At 75.4% G+C, this 23267-nt stretch carries 3 protein-coding genes and 1 pseudogene; all 4 read left to right on the top strand.

What is annotated here, in order from left to right; translation table 11 throughout:
• Nucleotides 1-9: 9 nt before the first annotated feature.
• Nucleotides 10-4227: an SDR family NAD(P)-dependent oxidoreductase gene (locus tag ACFWXO_RS38965; RefSeq protein ID WP_380530344.1), complete on the top strand. Its 4218-nt coding sequence runs from the start codon at nucleotides 10-12 to the stop codon at nucleotides 4225-4227.
• A gap of 45 nt (nucleotides 4228-4272) precedes the next feature.
• The gene (locus tag ACFWXO_RS38960; RefSeq protein WP_380530342.1) at nucleotides 4273-14481 is read left to right on the top strand and encodes a type I polyketide synthase; all 10209 of its coding nucleotides are present in this window, start codon (nucleotides 4273-4275) and stop codon (nucleotides 14479-14481) included.
• Between the two features lie 77 nt (nucleotides 14482-14558).
• The gene (locus ACFWXO_RS38955; protein ID WP_380530339.1) at nucleotides 14559-19802 is read left to right on the top strand and encodes a type I polyketide synthase; all 5244 of its coding nucleotides are present in this window, start codon (nucleotides 14559-14561) and stop codon (nucleotides 19800-19802) included.
• 62 nt (nucleotides 19803-19864) lie between these two features.
• A pseudogene (locus ACFWXO_RS38950) lies at nucleotides 19865-23267 on the top strand (type I polyketide synthase); the annotation flags it as partial.

Below are 23267 nucleotides of genomic sequence, written 5' to 3'. Positions count from 1 at the left end.
GCCGTCGAACTGCTCACCGAGGCACGGGAATGGCCGGCCGGGGAGCGGACCCGACGAGCCGCCGTGTCCTCGTTCGGGATCAGCGGGACGAACGCGCACGTCATCCTGGAAGAGGCGCCCGCCGCCGAGGAGCCGACGCCCACGACACCCGCCCCGGCGGTCGTGCCGTGGGTGCTGTCCGCCCGGGACGAGCGGGCCCTGCGTGCCCAGGCCGAGCGGCTGCGGGCGGCGGTCGAGGCTCACCCGGAGTGGGAACCGGCCGCGGTGGCCGCAGCGCTGGTGTCGGGCCGGACCGTGTTCGAGCAGCGGGCGGTGGTGATCGGGCAGGACCGCGCGGAGTTGTTGAGCGGACTCATAGCCGTCGCCGAGGGGACCGCTCCCACCGGCAGCGGCAGCTTCGAGCGTCCGGTGTTCGTGTTCCCCGGACAGGGCTCGCAGTGGATCGGCATGGGCGCCGAACTCCTGGACACCTCACCCGAGTTCGCCGCCTCCATCGCCCGCTGCCAGGACGCCCTGGCCCCGCACATCGACTGGTCGTTGACGGACGCCCTGCGCGGCACCCTGGACCTCGCACGCGTCGACGTCGTCCAGCCCACCCTGTTCGCCGTCATGGTCGCCCTCGCCGAACTCTGGCAGTCCCTCGGCATCCACCCCGCCGCCGTGATCGGCCACTCCCAGGGCGAGATCGCCGCCGCCACCATCGCCGGCGCCCTCACCCTCGAAGACGGCGCACGGATCGCCGCCCTGCGCAGCCGCGCCATCCTCGCCATCAGCGGCCACGGCGGCATGGCCTCCATCCCCCTCGGCCACCACGACACCGTCGAGCTGTTGAAGGCCTGGGACGGACGGCTCAGCGTCGCCGCCCACAACGGCCCCACCACCACCGTCATCGCCGGCGACCACGACGCCCTCGACCAACTCCTCACCCACTGCGACGAAACCGGCATCCGCGCCCGCCGCATCGACGTCGACTACGCCTCCCACACCCACCACGTCGAACAACTCCGCGACCAGCTCGCCGAACAGCTCAGCGGCATCACCCCCAAACCCGCCGACATCCCCTTCTACTCCACCGTCACCGGCGAGCGGATCGACACCACCCGCCTCGACGCGGACTACTGGTACACCAACCTCCGCCAGCCGGTCCTCCTCGAACCGACCCTCCGCGACCTCGCCACCCACGGTCACACCAGCTACCTCGAAATCAGCCCCCACCCCGTCCTCACCCCCGCCATCGAGGAAACCCTCGACACCGCAGCCCCCACCCTCGTGACCGGAACCCTCCGCCGGAACGAGGGCGGCCTCAGCCGACTGCTCACCTCGGCAGCCGCGATCCACACCCACGGCCACCCCGTCGACTGGACGGCGCTCCTCCCCACCGACGGTCCCCACCAGGTCGACCTGCCCACCTACCCCTTCCAGGGCGAACGCTTCTGGCTGACCGCACCCACGGCGGCCAACCCCCGCACCGCCGGACTCGACACCGCCGAGCACCCGCTGCTCGCCGCCGCCGTCCCGCTGCCGGACGACGAGGGCATGCTCCTCACCGGCCTGCTCTCCGCCGCCACCCACCCCTGGCTCGCCGACCACGCCGTCTTCGGCACCGCGCTCCTCCCCGGCACCGCCCTCGTCGAGCTCGCCCTCCACGCCGGCCGTCAGGTCGACTGCACGCACCTCGAAGAGCTGACGCTGGAAGCGCCGCTCGTCCTCCCCGAACAGCAGCCCGTCCGGTTCCAGGTCCGCGTCGGCGCGCCCGACGAGGCCGGCCGACGCCCCGTCACCATCCACTCCGTCCGCCACTCCGCCCAGCACACCGGGGACGGCTGGACCAGGCACGCGACCGGGATTCTGGCAGTGGAGGGCCCGGGCCACGCAGCGGCTGCGGACGGCTCGCAGCCCTGGACAGCGACGCTCGATCCGGCCGACGCGCTCTACGACCGGCTGGCCGACGTCGGTTTCGACTACGGTCCGGCGTTCCAGGGCCTCCGGGCCGTCGGTCGGCACGGCAACGAGATCCTGGCCGAGGTCGCGCTCCCGCGCGAACGCCACGACGACCGCTTCGACCTGCACCCGGCCCTCCTGGACGCGGCCCTGCACGCCTGCCTGCTGGAGGGATCGGACGGCGTCCGCCTGCCGTTCGCCTGGTCCGACGTCGTCCTCCACCCCACGGCGGCCACCTCGCTGCGCGTCCGGCTCACCCCGACCGGCCCCGACACCGTCTCCCTCACCGCCACCGACGAGGCCGGAAGCCCGGTCGTCTCGGTCGGCTCGCTGACGCTGCGGCCGGTGACGCCCGAGCAGTTCAGCGCCGCCGCCCACGGCCGCCACCAGCCGCTGTACCAGGTGGACTGGGTGCCGCTGCCGCCCGGTGCCGACGCACCCGACGAGGCGCCGTTCCTCCTGGGCGCCGACCACACCGACGACACCGACGAGACCCGCGACTCCGGCTACGCCGGCCCCGCCGATCTGCTCGCGATCCGGGCCCCGCTGCCGACCACGGTCGTGGCGGCCTTCGGGCCCGGGGTCGGAGCGTCCGTCGAGAACGTCCACGCGGCGGCCGGGCACACCCTGGACCTCGTCCGGGCCTGGCTCGACTCGGAGCGCTTCGCCGACGGCCGGCTCGTGCTGCTCACCCGTGGCGCCGTGGCGGTGGATCCGGCCGACGACGTCACGGACCTGGTCCACGCCCCGCTGTGGGGCCTGGTCCGCTCCGCCCAGTCGGAGAACCCCGGCCGCCTCGTGCTGGCCGACCTCGACGACCACCCCGACTCCTACCCGGCCCTGGTGCGGGCGCTCTCCTCGGCAGAACCCCGACTGGCAGAGCCCCAGTTGGCGGTACGCGAAGGCCGCGTTTCGGCCGCCCGGCTGGCCGTCGCGGCGCCCGGCGCAGCGGAGGCCCCGGCCCCGTTCGGCCCCGCCGGCACCGTGCTGGTGACCGGGGGCACCGGCCTGCTCGGCGGCCTGCTCGCCCGCCACCTGGTGACCCGGTACGGCGTGCGCCACCTGCTGCTCCTCAGCCGGCGGGGGCCCGACGCCGACGGTGCGGCCGAGCTGCGGGACGAACTCACGGCGGCGGGCGCCACGGTGACGGTCGCGGCGTGCGACACGGCCGACCGGGAGGCACTCGCCACGGCCCTGGCCCGGGTGCCCGCCGAACAGCCGCTGGCCGCCGTGGTCCACACGGCGGGCATCCTGGACGACGGTGTGCTGACGGCCCTGACCCCCGACCGGGTGTCGGCCGTCCTGCGGCCCAAGGTCGACGCGGCGTGGCACCTCCACGAACTGACCCGCGGCAGCGACCTCCGCGCGTTCGTCCTCTTCTCCTCGGCCGCGGGCGTCCTGGGCCAGGCCGGCCAGTCGAGCTACTCGGCGGCCAACGCCTTCCTCGACGCCCTGGCGCAGCGGCGCCGCGCGGAGGGCCTGCCCGCGCACTCCCTGGCCTGGGGACTGTGGGCGGAGTCCAGCGGGATGACCGGCCACCTGGCCGAGGCCGACCTCCGCCGCCTGAGCCGTACGGGCCTCGCCCCCATGCCCTCCGACGAGGGACTCGCGCTCTTCGACGCGGCCCTGCGGACGGACCGCGCGGCGCTGGTGCCGGCCCGGCTGGACACCGCGGCCCTGCGGGCGCAGCCCGAGGTGCCACCGGTGCTCCGCGGCCTGGTCCGGGCCCCGAGGACGCGGGAGACGTCCGCCCCGCAGACCGGGACCTTCCGGCAGCGGTTCGCCGCTCTGGAGGCGCCCGCGCGCGGCCGCGCCCTGCTCGACGTGGTCCGGGCCCAGGTGGCGGCCGTGCTGGGCTACGCCTCTCCGGACCGGGTCGAACCCGATCGCGGCTTCCTCGACCTCGGCCTCGACTCCCTCACCGCGCTCGAACTGCGCAACCGGCTCGGCCGGGAGAGCGGCACCCGGCTGCCCGTCACCCTGATCTTCGACCACCCGACCCCGGCCGCGGTCGCCCGCCACCTGGAGAACGAGGTGTTCCCGGCCGACCGGACAGCGGAGGAAGCGGAGGAACCGGCACCCGAGGAGGTCGACGAGGCCGAGTTCCGACGGGCCCTGGCGACGGTCCCGCTGGCCCGGTTCCAGGAAGCCGGGCTGGTCCGCACCCTCCTCCAACTCGCGGACCCGGCGGGCGAACCGGCGGACGCCGACGAGCCGGACCACGGCAGCGCCCTCGACACGATGGACCTGGACAGCCTCATCCGGGTCGCCCTCGGCGACAACTGATCACGCCGCACCACCCCTCTACGGCACGGAGTTTCGGAGTTCGCGATGACCGTATCCAGTGAAGAAGTCGTCAAGGCGCTACGGGCTTCCCTCAAGGAGGCCGAACTGCTGCGGCAGCAGAACCGGAAACTGACCGCTGCGGCCTCCGACCCGATCGCCATCGTCGGCATGGCCTGCCGCTACCCGGGGGGCGTCACCTCGCCCGAGGGCCTCTGGCAGTTGGTCGCGAGCGGCGGCGACGCCGTCACCGCCTTCCCGGAGGACCGCGGCTGGGACCTGGACGCGCTCTACGACTCCGACCCCGAGGCGGTCGGAAAGACCTACGCCCGGGCCGGCGGCTTCCTCCACGAGGCCGCGCTCTTCGACCCGGACTTCTTCGGGATCAGCCCGCGCGAGGCGCTCGCCATGCACCCGCAGCAGCGGCTGCTGCTGGAGACCTCCTGGGAGGCCTTCGAGCGGGCCGGCATCGACCCGGCCTCCGTCCGCGGCAGCCGGACCGGTGTGTTCGCCGGCGTGATGCACCAGGACTACGCCGCGCGGCTGCGCCGCACCCCCGACGACCTCGAGGGCTACCTGATGACGGGCAGCCTGGGCAGCGTGGTGTCCGGGCGGGTCGCGTACAGCCTGGGCCTGGAGGGGCCCGCGATCACCGTGGACACGGCGTGCTCCTCGTCGCTGGTCGCGCTGCACCTCGCCGGACAGGCGCTGCGCAACGGGGAATGCACGATGGCCCTCGTCGGCGGCGTCACCGTGATGACCGGACCGGGCGGCTTCGTCGAGTTCAGCCGTCAGCGGGCGCTGTCCCCCGACGGGCGCTGCCGGGCCTTCGCGGCCGCCGCCGACGGCACCGGCTGGGCGGAGGGTGTCGGCGTCCTGCTGCTGGAACGGCTCTCCGACGCCCGGCGCAACGGGCACCCGGTCCTCGCCGTGGTGCGCGGCTCCGCCGTCAACCAGGACGGAAGCAGCAGCGGGTTCTCCGCGCCCAACGGGCCCGCCCAGCAGCGGGCGATCCGGGACGCGTTGAAGAACGCCCGGCTGGCCGCCGCCGACGTGGACGCCGTGGAGGCCCACGGCACCGGCACCCGGTTGGGTGACCCGATCGAGGCGCAGGCCCTGCTCGCCACCTACGGCCAGGACCGGCCCGCCGAACGGCCGCTGCTGCTGGGCTCGTTGAAGTCCAACATCGGCCATGCGCAGGCCGCGGCCGGGGTCGGCGGCGTGATCAAGATGGTGATGGCGATGCGGCACGGCGTACTGCCGCAGACGCTGCACGTCGACGAGCCCACCCCGCACGTCGACTGGTCCTCCGGTGCCGTCGAACTGCTCACCGAGGCACGGGAATGGCCGGCCGGGGAGCGGACCCGACGAGCCGCCGTGTCCTCGTTCGGGATCAGCGGGACGAACGCTCACGTGATCCTCGAAGAGGCGCCGGCTGCTTCGCCCGCCGCCTCGCCGGAGGACGCCGCCACCGACTCGCCGTTCCCTGTGGTGCCGTGGGTTCTCTCCGCCCGCGACGAGCAGGCGCTGCGCGCGCAGGCTGGACAGTTGGCCGCGTTCCTCCAGGAGCGCCCCGACACCGACCTTCGGGCCGTCGGCCACACCCTCCTCACCGGAAGGGCCCACCTGGACCACCGGGCCGTCGCCATCGGCGAGAACCGTGAGGAACTGCTCAGCGCTCTCGCCGCCATCGCCGACGGCACCGCCCCCACCGGCAGCGGCAGCTACGACCGTCCGGTGTTCGTGTTCCCCGGACAGGGCTCGCAGTGGATCGGCATGGGCGCCGAACTCCTCGACACCTCACCCGAGTTCGCCGCCTCCATCGCCCGCTGCCAGGACGCCCTGGCCCCGCACATCGACTGGTCGCTGACGGACGCCCTGCGCGGCACCCTCGACCTCGGGCGGGTCGACGTCGTCCAGCCCACCCTGTTCGCCGTCATGGTCGCCCTCGCCGAACTCTGGCAGTCCCTCGGCATCCACCCCGCCGCCGTCATCGGCCACTCCCAGGGCGAGATCGCCGCCGCCACCATCGCCGGCGCCCTCACCCTCGAAGACGGCGCACGGATCGCCGCCCTGCGCAGCCGCGCCATCCTCGCCATCAGCGGCCACGGCGGCATGGCGTCCATCCCCCTCGGCCACCAGGACACCGTCCAGCTGTTGAAGGCCTGGGACGGACGACTCAGCATCGCCGCCCACAACGGCCCCACCACCACCGTCATCGCCGGCGACCACCACGCCCTCGACCAACTCCTCACCCACTGCGACGAAACCGGCATCCGCGCCCGCCGCATCGACGTCGACTACGCCTCCCACACCCACCACGTCGAACAACTCCGCGACCAGCTCGCCGAACAACTCACCGGCATCACCCCCAAACCCGCCGACATCCCCTTCTACTCCACCGTCACCGGCGAACGAATCGACACCACCCGCCTCGACGCGCACTACTGGTACACCAACCTCCGCCAACCCGTCCTCCTCACCGACGCGCTGCGCTCCGCCCTCGCCGACGGCCACCACACCTTCATCGAGGCCAGCCCCCACCCCGTCCTCACCACCACCGTCCAGGACACCGCCGAAGCCGCCGACCAGCCCGCCGTCACCACCGGCACCCTCCGCCGGAACGAAGGCACCTGGACCCGACTCCTCACCTCGGCCGCCCACCTCCACACCCACGGCCACCCCGTCGACTGGACCCTCTTCCTCGCCCCCGGCACCCACCCCGACCTCCCCACCTACCCCTTCCAGCACCAGCACCTGTGGATCGAGGACACCGCCGTCGCCTCTGCCTCCCCGGCGGGGTACAGCACCCAGGACGCGGGTTTCTGGGAGGCCGTCGAGGAGCAGGACGTCGCCGCCGTGGCCGCGACGCTGCAGGTGGACGACGACGAGCGACGGCGGTCGCTGAGCGCCCTGCTGCCCGCGCTCTCCTCGTGGCACCGGCAGAGCCGCGACCGGTCGGCGGTGGACGACTGGCGGTACGGGATCGCCTGGAAGCCCGTGCCCGAGGGCGCCGCGTCCGCCCTCTCCGGCACCTGGCTGGTGGTCGTTCCCGCGGGCTGCGCGGACGACGCCTGGGTCACCGGAGCCGTACGCCTCCTCGGCCTGCGCGGCGCCCGGCCCGTGGTCCTGGAGGCGGGCGCGGCCGACGCGGACCGCGACGTGCTGGCCGCGCGGCTGGGCGAGGTGCTCGACGACGGCGGGTCCGGCCCGGCCGGCCTGCTGTCCTTCCTGGGACTGGACGCCCGCCGCCACCCCGGGAAGCACACCGTGACGAGCGGCCTCGCGCTGACGCTGGCGCTGGTCCAGGCCCTGGCCGACCTCGGCCTCCGGGCGCCGCTGTGGTGCGCCACGCGCGGCGCCGTGTGCGCCGGACCGTCCGACGGCCCGGCGGATCCGGTGCAGGCCCAGTTGTGGGGCCTCGGCCGGGTCGTCGCCCTTGAGCAGTCGCAGCTCTGGGGCGGACTGGTCGACCTGCCCGAGGAGCCCGACGAGCGGGCGCTCGGCCGGCTGGCCCGGGCGCTCTCGGGATACTCCGGGGAGGACCAGGTGGCGGTCCGTCCGGCCGGCCTGTTCGCGCGGCGGATGGTCCGTGCGCAGCTCGGCGCCGCCAAGCCCGTCCGGGGCTGGCGTCCCGGGGGCACGGTGCTGGTCACCGGCGGCACCGGGAGCCTCGGCCCCCGGCTCACGCGCTGGCTGGCCGACCACGGCGCCGAGCACCTCGTCCTGGCCAGCCGCTCGGGCCCGGACGCCCCGGGCGCCGCCGACCTGGCCGCCGAGTTGGAGGGTCGGGGCGTGGCCGTCACCCTGGCCGCGTGCGACGTGGCGGACCGCGACGCGGTCGCCGGGCTGCTCGACCGGCTGCGGGCGGACGGCCACACGGTGCGGGCCGTCCTGCACACGGCCGCGTTCATCGAACTGACCTCCGTCGCCGACACCACCCTGGAGAGCCTCGACCAGGTGCTGGCCGCCAAGGTGGACGGCGCCCGGCACCTGGCCGACCTGCTCGACCCGGACCAGCTCGACGCCTTCGTCCTGTTCTCCTCGATCGCCGCCTTCTGGGGCAGCGGCGACCACGCCGCCTACGCGGCCGCCAACGCGGCGCTCGACGCCCTCGCCGAACAGGGCCGCGCGCAGGGCCTGCCGATGCTGTCGGTCGCCTGGGGCGTCTGGGAGGACGCCGTCAACACCTGGAAGAACCTGGGCGACCCGGACGTCGAACGCACCCGTCGCCGCGTGCGCGGACAGGGTCTGCCGCTGATGGCCCCCGAGCTGGCGATCGCCGCCCTGCAGCAGGCGCTGGACCACGACGACACCTTCGTCGCGGTGGCCGAGGTCGACTGGCAGCGCTTCGTCCCGTTGTTCACCGCGGTGCGCCCGAGCCCCCTGCTCACCGGACTCCCCGAGGCGCGTGCCGTGCTGGCGTCGTCCGCCGGGACGGCGACCGGTGCGGCGGCCGACGCGGCCGGCTCCGGCTCCGAGCTCCGGCGGTCCCTCGCGGACCTGTCCGAGCCGGACCAGGTCCGCGCGCTCACCGACCTCGTCACCGCGCACGCCGTCGCGGTGCTGGGGCACAGCACCGCGGACGGCATCCGGCCCGACCGGGCCTTCAAGGACCTGGGGTTCGAGTCGCTGACGGCGGTCGAACTGCGCAACCGGCTGGCCTCCGCCACCGGCCTGCGCCTCCCGGCGACGCTGGTCTTCGACTACCCGACACCGACCGCGCTCGCCAGCCAACTGCGGCGCGACATCCTGGAGTTGGGGGCATCGGAACTGCCCGCCCCGGCCGGGACCGCCACCCCGGCGGGCGACGGCGCGGATGACGACGAGGCGATCGCGATCGTCGGCACGGCCTGCCGCTTCCCCGGTGGCGTGACGACGCCCGAACAGCTGTGGCAGCTGCTCGCCACGGACGGCGACGTCGTCTCCGACCTGCCCACCGACCGCGGCTGGGACCCGGACGCGGTACCCGGCCAGCAGGGCGGCTTCGTCCGGGACGTGGACGGGTTCGACGCCGCGTTCTTCGGGATCAGCCCGCGCGAGGCGCTGGCGATGGACCCGCAGCAGCGGCTGCTGCTGGAGACCTCCTGGGAGGCCTTCGAACGGGCCGGCATCGACCTGACCGCCCTGCGCGGCAGCCGGACCGGCGCCTTCGTCGGCGCCATGCAGCACGGGTACGGCGTCCGTTCGGCCGACGCGTCGGCCGCCATCGAGGACTACGTCATCACCGGCAGCGTCACCAGCGTCATCTCGGGCCGACTGGCCTACGCGTTCGGCCTGGAGGGGCCGGCCATCACCGTCGACACCGCGTGCTCGTCCTCCCTGGTCGCCCTGCACCTGGCCGCCCGGGCCCTGCGGGCCGGCGAGTGCTCGATGGCCATCGCGGGCGGTGCGGTGGTGATGCCGACCCCGGACTCGTTCATCGGGTTCAGCCGCATGGGCGCGCTGTCCGAGACCGGCCGCTGCAAGGCGTTCTCCGACGATGCCGACGGGTTCGGCCTCTCCGAGGGGGTCGGCGTGGTGCTGGTCGAACGGCTCTCCGACGCCCGCCGCAACGGTCACCCCGTCCTCGCCGTGATCCGCGGCTCGGCCGTCAACCAGGACGGCGCCTCCAACGGGCTGGCCGCCCCCAACGGCCCGTCGCAGCAGCGGGTGATCCGGGCCGCCCTCGCGGACGCCCGGCTCACCACCGCCGACGTGGACGCGGTCGAGGCGCACGGCACCGGCACCCGGCTGGGCGACCCGATCGAGGCGCAGGCCCTGCTCGCCACCTACGGCAAGGACCGGCCCGCCGAACGGCCGCTGCTGCTGGGCTCGTTGAAGTCCAACATCGGCCACACCCAGGCCGCGGCCGGGATCGCCGGTGTGATCAAGATGGTGCTCGCCCTGCACAACGAGGTGCTTCCGCGCACCCTCCACGTCAGCGAGCCCACCTCCCACGTCGACTGGTCCGCCGGTGCCGTCGAACTGCTCACCGAGGCACGGGAATGGCCGCAGGAGGACGGGCGTCCGCGACGGGCGGGCGTCTCCGCCTTCGGGATCAGCGGGACGAACGCGCACGTGATCCTGGAGGAGGCGCCGGCTGCTTCGCCCGCCGCCTCGCCGGAGGACGCCGCCACCGACTCGCCGTTCCCCGTGGTGCCGTGGGTCCTCTCCGCCCGCGACGAGCAGGCGCTGCGCGCCCAGGCAGGACAGTTGGCCGCGTTCCTCCAGGACCACCCCGACACCGACCTGCGGGCCGTCGGCCACACCCTGCTCACCGGACGGGCCCACCTGGACCACCGGGCCGTCGCCATCGGACAGAACCACGCCGAACTACTGAGCGGCCTCGCCGCCGTCGCCGACGGCACCGCTCCCACCGGCAGCGGCAGCTTCGAGCGTCCGGTGTTCGTGTTCCCCGGACAGGGCTCGCAGTGGATCGGCATGGGCGCCGAACTCCTCGACACCTCACCCGTGTTCGCGGGATCCATCGCCCGCTGCCAGGACGCGCTCGCGCCGCACATCGACTGGTCGCTGACGGACGCCCTGCGCGGCACCCTCGACCTCGCACGCGTCGACGTCGTCCAGCCCACGTTGTTCGCCGTCATGGTCGCCCTCGCCGAACTCTGGCAGTCCCTCGGCATCCACCCCGCCGCCGTGATCGGCCACTCCCAGGGCGAGATCGCCGCCGCCACCATCGCAGGAGCCCTCACCCTCCACGACGGCGCCCGCATCGCCGCCCTGCGCAGCCGCGCCATCCTCACCATCAGCGGCCACGGCGGCATGGCGTCCATTCCCCTCGGCCACCAGGACACCGTCGAGCTGTTGAAGGCCTGGGACGGACGACTCAGCATCGCCGCCCACAACGGCCCCACCACCACCGTCATCGCCGGCGACCACGACGCCCTCGACCAACTCCTCACCCACTGCGACGAAACCGGCATCCGCGCCCGCCGCATCGACGTCGACTACGCCTCCCACACCCACCACGTCGAACAACTCCGCGACCACCTCGCCACCGAACTCGCCGGCATCACCCCCAAGCCCGCCGACATCCCCTTCTACTCCACCGTCACCGGCGAACGAATCGACACCACCCAACTCAACGCCGACTACTGGTACACCAACCTCCGCCAACCCGTCCTCCTCACCCAAGCCCTCAACTCCGCCCTCACCGACGGCCACACCACCTTCATCGAGGCCAGCCCCCACCCCGTCCTCACCCCGGCCATCGAGGAAACCCTCGACACCACAACCCCCACCCTCATCACCGGCACCCTCCGCCGGAACGAGGGCGGCCTCAGCCGACTGCTCACCTCGGCCGCCGCGATCCACACCCACGGCCACCCCGTCGACTGGACCCCCTTCCTTACCCCCGGCACCCACCCCGACCTCCCCACCTACCCCTTCCAACGCGAACGCTTCTGGCTGACCGCGCCCACGGCGACGAACCCCCGCACCGCCGGACTCGACTCCGCCGAGCACCCGCTGCTCGCGGCGGCCGTCCCGCTGCCGGACGACGAGGGCATGCTCCTCACCGGCCTGCTCTCCGCCGCCACCCACCCCTGGCTCGCCGACCACGCCGTCTGGGGGACCGTTCTCGCCCCCGGCACGGCCCTCGTCGAACTCGCCCTCCACGCCGGCCGCCGACTCGGCTGCCACCACATCGAGGAGCTCACCCTCCAGGCGCCGCTCGTCCTCCCCGGCCAGGACGGCGTCCGCGTCCAGGTCCGCGTCGGCGCGGCGGACGCCACCGGGCGTCGCGCTCTCACCGTCCACTCCGCTGTGGACGGTTCGGAGGCCGGCGGCGCCTGGACCTGCCACGCGACCGGCACCGCCTCGCCGACCGAGCCGTCCGAGCCGTCCGCCGGCTGGGCGTCCGGCCGCGTCTGGCCGCCGGCCGGGGCCGAGCCGGTCGAACTCGACGGCCTCTACGAGCGGCTCGCCGTCGACGGCCTCGGGTACGGTCCCGCGTTCCGAGGGCTGCGCGCCGCCTGGCGGCTCGGCGAGGAGGTGTACGCCGAGGTGCGGCTGCCGCGCGAACAGCACGACGCGGCCGCCGAGTTCGGCCTGCACCCCGCCCTGCTGGACGCGGCCCTGCACACCACGCTGATCGACGGCGCGGAGCAGGTGAGGCTGCCGTTCTCGTGGACCGGTGTCACCCTGCACGCCGCTGGCGCGACCGCGCTCCGGGTGCGGCTGACTCCGACCGGCCCGGACGAGCTGTCGCTGGCGGTGGCCGACGAGACCGGTCTGCCGGTCGCCACGGTCGACTCGCTCGCCGTCCGGCCGGTCTCCCGGGCGCAGCTCGGCTCCGCCTCCCGTCGCTCCGGCGCCGACTCGCTGTTCCAGCTGGCGTGGCACGAGCTGCCCGGCCGTACGAACGCGGGGACGGTCCGCCACGCGGTGCTCGGTTCCGGCGCGGTCGGCGGAGACGGCTATCCGGATCTCGCGGCCCTCGCCGACGCGATCGGCGCCGGCGCACCCGTGCCCGAGGCCGTCGTGCTCCCCTGGACGTCGGAGCCCGGCGGGGACACCCTGTCCGCGGACGCGGCCGGGCGGGCGGTGGAACGGGCGCTGTCCCTGCTCCAGTCCTGGGTGGCCGACGACCGGTTCGGCGCCGCCCGCCTGGTGGTGGTGACCGCCGGCGCCGTCGACACCTCGCTCCGGGCCGTGTCCCCCGACCTGGCGGCGGCCGCCGTCTGGGGTGCGGTGCGGTCGGCGCAGGCCGAGCACCCGGGCAGGTTCGTCCTGGTGGACCTCGACGGCCCCGCGGCCGACGACCGGACCGCGCCGTCGGCCGCGCTGTCCGCCGTACTGCCGGCCGTGCTGCCGGCCGTGCTGGACGGTGCCGAGCCGCAGTACGCGGTCCGGGCCGGGCGGGTGCTGGTGCCCCGGCTGGCACGGCTGCACCCGGCCGACGACGTCGCCGCCACCGCCCTGGACCCGGAGGGCACCGTGCTGATCACCGGGGGTACCGGCACGCTGGGCGCCCTCGTCGCCCGGCACCTGGTCGACACGTACGGCGTCCGGCACCTGCTGCTGGTCAGCCGGCAGGGCCGGCAGGCGCCCGGCGCCGCCGAACTGGCCCTGTCCCTGGCCGGGTCGGGCGCCGAGGTGACCTTCGCCCCGTGCGACGCGGCCGACCGGGAGTCGCTGGCCTCGGTGCTCGCGGCCGTCCCGGCGCGCCACCCGCTGACCGGGGTGGTGCACGCGGCCGGGGTGCTGGACGACGGCACCCTCGCCTCGCTCACCCCGGAGCGGGCCAGGGCCGTGCTGCGCCCGAAGGCGGACGCCGCCTGGAACCTGCACGAGCTGACCCTGAACGCCAAGCCGGCGATGTTCGTGCTGTTCTCGGCCGCGGGCGGGCTGCTCGGCAATGCCGGGCAGGCCAACTACGCCGCCGCCAACGCCTACCTGGACGGCCTGGCCGCCCACCGCCGCGCGCTGGGCCTGCCCGGGGTGTCGATGGCGTGGGGGCTGTGGTCGGCGGCCAGCGCCATGACCCGCGGCCTGAGCGAGGCGGACCGGTCGCGGATGCGGCGCTCGGGCGTGCTGCCGATGTCCACGGCGGCGGGCCTGGAGCTGTTCGACACCGCGCTCGCCCAGGACCGGCCGTTGGTGCTCCCGGTCCGACTGGACCTGCGCGCGCTCCGCGAGGGCGGCTCGACGCGGGACCTGCCGCTGCTTCGGGCCCTGCTCGGCACGGCACCGCGGCGCGCGGCCCGCTCCGAGGCGCCGGCCGCAACCGGCGCCGGGCTGTCGCTCGACGGCCTGTCCGCCGCCGAACGGTCGCACACCCTCGTCGAGTTGGTGCGGGTCCAGGTGGCCGCGGTGCTCGGCCACGCCTCGCCGGAGGCGGTCGGCACCGGGCGCGGCTTCCTGGAGTCCGGGTTCGACTCGCTGCGCGGAGTGGAGCTGCGCAACCGCCTGGCCACGGCCACCGGCCTGCGCCTGCCCGCGACGCTGGTCTTCGACCACCCGACGCCGGCCGCCGTCGCCGAGCACCTCGGCGAGCTGCTCCGGCAGCGCGACCGGACGGCCGCCGCACCGGCCCCGCTCGACCTCGACGCCCTGGAGGCGGGTCTGCGCGACCTGGCCCCCGCGGACCGGGCCGCGCGTGAGCGGCTCGCCGAGCGGCTGCGCGGGCTGGCGGCGCAGCTGCACGCGCCGCAGGCCGAGGCGGCGCCCGAACTCCCCTCCGATGAGGAGGAGTTCGCGGACATCACGCTCGACGAGATCCTCGACATCGTCGACAGCGAACTGCGGAACCCGTGACCATGCCCACCCCGGGCCCACCGTCGGACCCGTCCTTGAACTCGGACCCGTCGTTGAACAGAGAGGCGCACAGCGGAATGACGAGTAGCGAGAAGGTCGTCGACGCGCTCAAGCGGCTGACCGTCGACCTGCGCCGGACCCGCCGGCGGCTCCAGGAGGTCGAGGAGGGGGCCCGTGAGCCGATCGCGATCGTCGGCATGGCGTGCCGCTACCCCGGCGGGGTCGCCTCCCCGGAGGACCTGTGGCGCGTGGTGGCCGAGGAGCGGGACGCGATCTCGCCCTTCCCGACGGACCGCGGCTGGGACGGCGGCCTGCACGACCCCGACCCGGCCCGACACGGCACGGTGTACGTCCGCGAGGGCGGCTTCCTGCACGACGCGGCCGAGTTCGACCCGGCGTTCTTCGGCATGAGCTCCCGCGAGGCGCTGGCCACCGACCCGCAGCAGCGGCTGCTGCTGGAGACCTCCTGGGAGGCCTTCGAGCGGGCGGGGATCGCCCCGGAGACCCTGCGCGGCAGCCGGACCGGCGTCTTCGCCGGGGTGATCTACCAGGACTACGCCTCGCGGCTGCGCCGGGTGCCGGGTGAGTTCGAGGGCTACGTCGGCAACGGCAGTACCGGCAGCGTCGCCTCCGGCCGGGTCGCGTACACCTTCGGCCTGGAGGGTCCGGCCGTCACCCTCGACACCGCGTGCTCGTCGTCCCTGGTGGCGCTGCACCAGGCGGCGCAGGCGCTGCGGAGCGGCGAGTGCTCGCTCGCCCTCGCCGGCGGTGTGACCGTGATGGCCTCGCCGATGGCGCTGGTCGAGTTCAGCCGGCAGCGGGGCCTGGCGCCCGACGCGCGCTGCAAGGCGTTCTCGGCCCGGGCCGACGGGACCGGCCTGGGCGAGGGCGTCGGGATGCTGCTGCTGGAACGCCTCTCCGACGCCCGGCGGAACGGCCGGCACGTCCTGGCCGTGATCCGGGGCAGCGCGGTCAACCAGGACGGCGCGAGCAGCGGTCTGACGGCCCCGAGCGGGCCCGCCCAGCAGCGGGTGATCCGGCAGGCGCTGGAGAACGCCGGGCTGTCGGCGCGGGACGTGGACGCGGTGGAGGCGCACGGCACCGGGACCACGCTCGGCGACCCGATCGAGGCCCAGGCGCTGCTGGCCACCTACGGCCAGGAGCGGGCCGGGGCGGAGCCGCTGTGGCTCGGCTCGGTGAAGTCCAACATCGGGCACGCCCAGGCGGCGGCGGGGGTGGCCGGCGTCATCAAGACGGTGATGGCGATGCGCCACGGCGTGCTGCCGCGCACCCTGCACCTCGACGGGGCGAATCCGCACGTCGACTGGGAGGCCGGCGCGGTGTCCCCGCTGACCGCCGCCCGGCCGTGGCCGGTGAGCGGGCGGCCGCGCCGGGCCGGGGTGTCGTCCTTCGGGGTGAGCGGCACCAATGCGCACCTCGTCCTGGAGGAGGCCGAGCCGGAGCAGGGCGGACGTCCCGAGCCGGCGGGACGGGCCGGGTCGGAGCCGGCCGACCCCGGCCCGGCCCGCGGGGCGATGCTGCCGTGGGTGCTCTCCGGCCGGACCGAGGCCGCGCTGCGCGCGCAGGCCGCACGGCTGTCGGAGCACCTGGACGGGCACCCCGGCCGGTCCGCCGCCGAGGTGGGGGCGGCGCTGGCGCGCACCCGTGCGACCTTCGAGCACCGGGCCGTCCTCCTGGGGACGGACCCGGCCGGGTTCCGGGCGGGCCTGGCCGCGCTGGCGGCGGGCGAACCGGGGCCCGGCCTGGTCCGGGGCGTCGCCCGGGGGGACGCCCGGGTGGTGTTCGTGCTGCCGGAGCGGCCGGCGGAGCGCACCGACGGCGTGCTGCGCCTGCTGGACGCCTCGCCGCTGTTCGCGGAGCGGCTGGCCGCCTGCGACGCGGCGCTCGTGGAGGTCGCCGGCTGGTCCGCCACGCAGGTGCTGCGCGGGGCCGAGGGCGCGCCCGACCCGGCCCGCCCGGAGGTCGACCGCGCCGTGGGATGGGCCGTGCTGGTCGCCCTCGCCGGGTGGTGGCAGGGGCACGGGGTGGACCCGGCCGCCGTGGTCGCACCGGGCGACGGCGCCGGCGCGGCTGCGGGAGCCTGCGTCGCGCAGGCCCTCTCCCTGGCGGAGGGGGCGCGCGCGGCGGTGTCCGGCGGGCCGGTCGACCCGTCCGGTGCCCGGGTTCCGCTGCTGCCGGGCGATCCGGACGACGCGGTGCGCGACCTGCTGGAGCGCGGCCACACCCGGTTCGTCGCCCTCGGACCCGAGCAGGCCGCCCGGATCGCGGGCGCCGCGGACGGGAGGGTCCGGGTGGTCGGCGGCCCCGAGGGCCCCTTCGGCGACCCCGACGAGGCCCTCGCCGCCCAGGACCGGCTCCTCGCGGCCCTGGCCGAGCTGTACGTCCACGGCGGGCCGGCCGACTGGTCGGCGGCGTTCCCCGCCGCCGGGCTGCGCCCGGTCGACCTGCCGACCTACCCGTTCCAGCGCCGCCGCTACTGGCTGGAGGACGGACCGGCCGACCCCGACGTGGCCGCGGCCGGGCTCGCCCCGGCGGACCACCCGCTGCTCCGGGCCGCGGTGGAACTCCCCGCCGACGGAGGGCTGCTGTTCACCGGACGGCTGTCACCCGGCGAGCTGCCCTGGCTCGCCGACCACACCGTGCACGGGCGGGTGCTGCTCCCCGGCACCGCGGTGGTCGAGCTGGTCCGCTGGGCGGGCGCCCGGACGGGCTGCGCGCACATCGAGGAGCTGACCCTGCACGCCCCGCTGGAGCTCCCCGGCCGGGAGACCGCCCCGGAGGGCGGCGTCCGGATCAGGCTGGCCGTCGGCGTCCCGGACGGAGCCGGCCGCCGCCCGGTGGAGCTGTCCTCCCGCCCGGCCGGGCCCGAGGACGCCCCGTGGCGCCGGCACGCCGCCGCCACGGTGTCCGCCGAGGAGCCGGCCCCGTCGTCGGACCTGGTCTCCTGGCCGCCGGCCGGCGCCGAGCCGGTCGACCTCGACGGGTGCTACCGCCGCTTCGCCGGCCTCGGCATCGACTACGGTCCCGCCTTCCGCGGGCTGCGCGCGCTCTGGCGCCGCGGCGAGGAGGTGTTCGCCGAGGTGGCCCTGGCCGAGGCGGACCGGGCCGACGCCGCGCGGTACGGCCTCCACCCGGCCCTGCTGGACGCCGCGCTGCAGGCCGGTGCCGCCGCTGCCGCGCCGACCGCGGGGCCGGTCCCGGTCCCGTTCGCCTGGCACGGCGTCTCGATCCGGGGGACGGGCCCGACCGCGCTGCGGGTGCGGCTCGCGCCCGCCGGACCGGACGCGATGACCGTCGAGGCGGCCGACCCGGCGGGTGTCCCGGTGGCGTCGGTCGCGAGCCTGCGGTCCCGGACACTGCACGGTGACGCCACCGGCTCCCCCCTGCTGTGGCGGGTCCGATGGGCGCCGGTGCCGGCACCCCCGCAGCCGTCCGCCGTGCGGACGGCAGTGGTGGGCGCCGGGCTGCCGACGGCCTCCGCGCTCCGCTACCCGGACCTCACCGCCCTGGCCGCCGCCGGGACACCGGTGCCGGACGTGGTGCTCGCACCCCTCCTGCCGGCCGGCGGCGAGCTGCCGGCCGCCGTCCACTCCGCCACCGCCGACGCGCTGTCGCTGGTGCGGGCCTGGCTCGCCGAGCCGCGGTTCGCCGCCGCGCGACTGGTCGTGGCCACCCGGGGCGCGCAGGCCGCGGGGGCCGACACCGCGTCACCCGACCTGGCCTCGGCGGCGGTCTGGGGACTGCTGCGGTCGGCCCTGTCCGAGCACCCCCGGCGTTTCGGCCTCCTGGACCTCGACGCGGCGGATCCCGCCGATCCCGCCGAGGCCGACCTGACCCGGGCGCTGGTCCTGGCCCGGGACGAACCGCAACTGGCGCTGCGCCGGTCCGACCTCCTGGCACCACGGCTGGTGGAGGCGGAACGGCCCGCCGGCGACAGCCCCTCCCCCGCCCCCTCCTTCGACCCGAACGGCACCGTCCTGGTCACCGGCGGCACGGGCACGCTCGGCTCGCTGCTCGCCCGGCACCTGGTCGTCCGCGGTGCCCGGCACCTCCTGCTGGCCGGGCGGCGGGGGGAGCGGGCGCCGGGCGCGGCCGAACTGGTCGCGGAGCTGACCGCGCTGGGGGCCGACGTCACGGTGGCCGCCTGCGACGCCTCCGACCGTGCGGCCCTGGCCGGCCTGCTGCGTTCGATCCCCGGGGAGCACCCGTTGACGGCCGTGGTGCACGCGGCCGGCGCGACCGACGACGGCCTGCTGACCGCGCTCACCCCCGAACGGCTCGATGCCGTCCTGCGGCCGAAGGTGGACGCGGCCTGGCACCTGCACGACCTGACCCGCTCGCTGGGACTGGACGCTTTCGTCCTGTTCTCCTCCGCCTCCGGCGTCCTCGGCACCGCCGGCCAGGCCAACTACGCCGCGGCGAACGCCTTCCTGGACGCGCTCGCCCGGCAGCGCCACGCCGAGGGCCTGCCGGGCCTGTCCCTCGCGTGGGGAATGTGGGCCGAGCGCAGCGCCCTGACCGAGCGTCTGAACACCCAGCAGACAGCCAAGTTGGAGCGGAACGGGTTCGGCGCCCTCTCCGCGGAACAGGCACTTGATCTCTTCGACACCGCCCGTATGATGATCACTGAGCCGGTGCTGGTCCCGGTCCGGCTGGACCCCGTAGCGTTGCGGGGCCGGGCCGAACGGGGACAGGTCCCGTCGCTGCTGCGGGAACCGGTCGCGGAGCCGACTCCCGCCGCGGCTGCGGCAGCGGTTCCGGCGTCAGCGGTTCCGGCGGCGGACCCGGCGGCCGGCTTCGCGCAGCGCCTGCGGGCGATGCCGGAGTCCGAACGCCGGCGGGCCCTGCTCGACCTCGTCCGCACCCACGCGGCGGTCGTGCTGGCCGAGTCCGGCCCCGAGGACATCGACCCCGGTCAGGGCTTCGTCGACCTGGGCTTCGACTCGCTCGCCAACCTCGAACTCCAGGACCGGCTCCAGGAGGCCACCGGCCTCCAACTGCCCAGCACCCTGGTCTTCGACCACCCCACCGCGACGGCTCTGGCCGATCACCTCAGCGCCCGGTTCGGCGCCGAGGAGATGACGGAGGTGGGCCCCGCGCTCGCGGAACTCGACCGGCTGGAGGCGTTCCTGGCGCCCTTCACCGACGACGACCAGGCCCGGACGGCGATCACCCACCGGCTGAGGGACCTCCTCTCCCGCTGGGACGACGACGGCCGGGACGGCGCCGACCGAACCGACCTCGCCTCGGCGACCGACGACGAACTCTTCGACGTACTCGACCAGTTGCGCGCCCGCTGAGGGCCGAACCCCGCACGGATCGACCCCCGCACCGGCTTTAGGAGCAGGCTCAAGTGGCACATGAAGACAAGCTTCGCGAGCACCTCCGGTGGGCTGCCGCCGAACTCGGCGAGGCACGCCGCCGGGTGGCCGAGCTGGAGGCCGCCGACCGCGAGCCGATCGCGATCGTCGGAATGAGCTGCCGCTACCCGGGCGGGGTCCGGACCCCGGAGGAGCTGTGGGAGCTGGCGGCCGCCGGACGGGACGCCGTCGGTGCGCCACCCGCCGAACGCGGCTGGCGCACCGAGGACTTCTACGACCCCGACGGCCTGCGCCCCGGCACCTCCTACGTCTGCGAGGGCGGCTTCCTCGACGACGCCGACCGGTTCGACCCCGGGTTCTTCGACATCAGCCCGCGCGAGGCGCTCGCCATGGACCCCCAGCAGCGGCTGCTGCTGGAGACCGCGTGGGAGGCGTTCGAGCGCGCGGACATTCCCCCCGCGACGGTGCGCGGCACCCGGGTCGGGGTGTTCACCGGCCTGATGTACCACGACTACGGCACCCGGCTGACCTCGGTGGACGAGTCGGTCGCGGGCTTCCTGGGCAGCGGCACCGCGGGCAGCGTCGCGTCCGGACGGATCGCCTACGCGCTCGGACTGGAGGGGCCGGCGGTGACCGTGGACACGGCCTGCTCCTCCTCCCTGGTGGCCCTCCACCTCGCCGCCCAGGCCGTCCGGCGCGGCGACTGCACGATGGCGCTGGCCGGCGGCGTCACGGTGATGGCCACGCCCGACACCTTCGTCGAGTTCAGCCGGCAGGGCGGCCTCGCCCGGGACGGGCGCTGCAAGTCCTTCGCGGCCGCCGCCGACGGCACCGCCTGGGGCGAGGGCGCCGGCATGCTGCTGGTCGAGCGGCTCTCCGACGCCCGCCGCAACGGGCACCCGGTGCTCGCCGTACTGCGCGGCTCCTCGGTGAACCAGGACGGTGCCAGCAGCAGCCTCTCCGCGCCCAACGGCCCCTCGCAGCAGCGGGTGATCCGGGCCGCCCTCGCCGAGGCCGACCTGTCACCGGACCTGATCGACGCGGTGGAGGCGCACGGCACGGGCACCCGGCTGGGCGACCCGATCGAGGCGCAGGCCCTGCTCGCCACCTACGGCAAGGACCGGCCGGCCGAACGGCCGCTGCTGCTGGGCTCGTTGAAGTCCAACATCGGCCACACCCAGGCCGCGGCCGGGGTCGGCGGCGTGATCAAGATGGTGATGGCGATGCGGCACGGCGTACTGCCGCGCACGCTGCACGTCGACGAGCCCACCCCGCACGTGGACTGGTCCTCCGGCGCCGTCGAACTGCTCACCGAGGCACGGGAATGGCCGCGGACGGGGCGGCCCCGGCGGTCGGCCGTGTCCTCGTTCGGGGTCAGCGGGACGAACGCGCACGTGATCCTGGAGGAGGCACCGGCGGAAGAACCGGCCGAGCAGCCGAGCGAGCAGCCGGCGGTTGCTCCGGCCGCGGTCGGCGGCGCCGCGCTGCCGTGGGTGCTGTCCGCCCGGGACGAGCGGGCCCTGCGTACCCAGGCCGAGCGGCTGCGGGCGGCGGTCGAGGCTCACCCGGAGTGGGAGCCGGCCGCGGTGGCCGCGGCCCTGGTGTCGGGCCGGTCGGCGTTCGAGCAGCGGGCGGTGGTGATCGGCGAGGACCGCGCGGAGCTGCTGAGCGGCCTCACCGCCGTCGCCGACGGCACCGCCACGCCGGGGGTCGTGGTGGGCGGCGGAAGCTTCGAGCGTCCGGTGTTCGTCTTCCCCGGACAGGGCTCGCAGTGGATCGGCATGGGCGCCGAACTCCTCAACACCTCAACCGTGTTCGCCGCCTCCATCGCCCGCTGCCAGGACGCCCTGGCCCCGCACATCGACTGGTCGCTGACGGACGCCCTGCGCGGCACCCTCGACCTCGGGCGGGTCGACGTCGTCCAGCCCACCCTGTTCGCCGTCATGGTCGCCCTCGCCGAACTCTGGCAGTCCCTCGGCATCCACCCCGCCGCCGTCATCGGCCACTCCCAAGGCGAAATAGCCGCCGCCACCATCGCCGGCGCCCTCACCCTCGAAGACGGCGCCCGGATCGCCGCCCTGCGCAGCCGCGCCATCCTCGCCATCAGCGGACACGGCGGCATGGCGTCCATTCCCCTCGGCCACCAGGACACCGTCGAGCTGTTGAAGGCCTGGGACGGACGGCTCAGCGTCGCCGCCCACAACGGCCCCACCACCACCGTCATCGCCGGCGACCACGACGCCCTCGACCGACTCCTCACCCACTGCGACGAAACCGGCATCCGCGCCCGCCGCATCGACGTCGACTACGCCTCCCACACCCACCACGTCGAACAACTCCGCGACCAGCTCGCCGAACAGCTCAGCGGCATCACCCCCAAGCCCGCCGACATCCCCTTCTACTCCACCGTCACCGGCGAACGGATCGACACCACCCAACTCAACGCGGACTACTGGTACACCAACCTCCGCCAACCCGTCCTCCTCACCGACGCGCTGCGCTCCGCCCTCGCCGACGGCCACCACACCTTCATCGAGGCCAGCCCCCACCCCGTCCTCACCACCACCGTCCAGGACACCGCCGAGGCCGCCGACCAGCCCGCCGTCACCACCGGCACCCTCCGCCGCAACGAGGGCGGCCTCCGCCGACTGCTCACCTCGGCCGCCGAGATCCACATCCACGGCCACCCCGTCGACTGGACGGCCCTCCTCCCCACCGACGGTCCTCACCACCTCGACCTCCCCACCTACCCCTTCCAACGCGAACGCTTCTGGCTCGACGCCCCCGCAGCCGCCGGAGACGTCCGCGCCGCCGGCCTCACCGCTGCCGACCATCCCCTCCTCAGTGCCCTGCTCCCCCTCGCCGACGACGACGAGCACGTCCTCACCGGCCTGCTCTCCGCCGCCACCCACCCCTGGCTCGCCGACCACGCCGTCTTCGGCACCGCGCTCCTCCCCGGCACCGCTCTCGTCGAACTCGCCCTCCACGCGGGCGACCGCACCGGCTGCGAGGTCCTCGACGAACTCACCCTCCAGGCACCCCTGTTGCTCCCGGAGGACGGATCGGTCCAGCTCCAGCTCCGGGTCGGCCCCGCAGCCGAGGACGGACGGCGCCCCGTCTCCGTCCACTCCCGCCCGGACCGCCCCGACGCCCCCTGGACCCGGCACGCGACCGGCGTCCTGGCCACCGACGCCGAGCAGCCGGCCTGGGATCTCACCGCCTGGCCACCGGCCGGCGCGCTGCCGGTGGACCTCACGGACCTCTACCCGCGCCTGGCCGCCGACGGCCTCGGCTACGGTCCGGCGTTCCAGGGCCTGCACGCGCTCTGGCGCCAGGGCGAGGAGCTGTTCGCCGAGGTGCGGCTGCCGCGCGAACAGCACGACGCGGCCGCCGAGTTCGGCCTGCACCCCGCCCTGCTGGACGCGGCCCTGCACACCACGCTGA

Source organism: Kitasatospora sp. NPDC059088 (assembly GCF_042738155.1).
GTDB lineage: Bacteria > Actinomycetota > Actinomycetes > Streptomycetales > Streptomycetaceae > Kitasatospora.
Note: the sequence above shows the minus strand (reverse complement) of the source record. Positions and strands in the feature narration are given on the sequence as shown.

Excerpts from the sequence above, each read along its gene's own strand:
- ACFWXO_RS38960 (WP_380530342.1), top strand. The coding sequence starts at position 4,273 with ATGACCGTATCCAGTGAAGAAGTCGTCAAGGCGCTACGGGCTTCCCTC.
- ACFWXO_RS38955 (WP_380530339.1), top strand. The coding sequence starts at position 14,559 with ATGACGAGTAGCGAGAAGGTCGTCGACGCGCTCAAGCGGCTGACCGTC.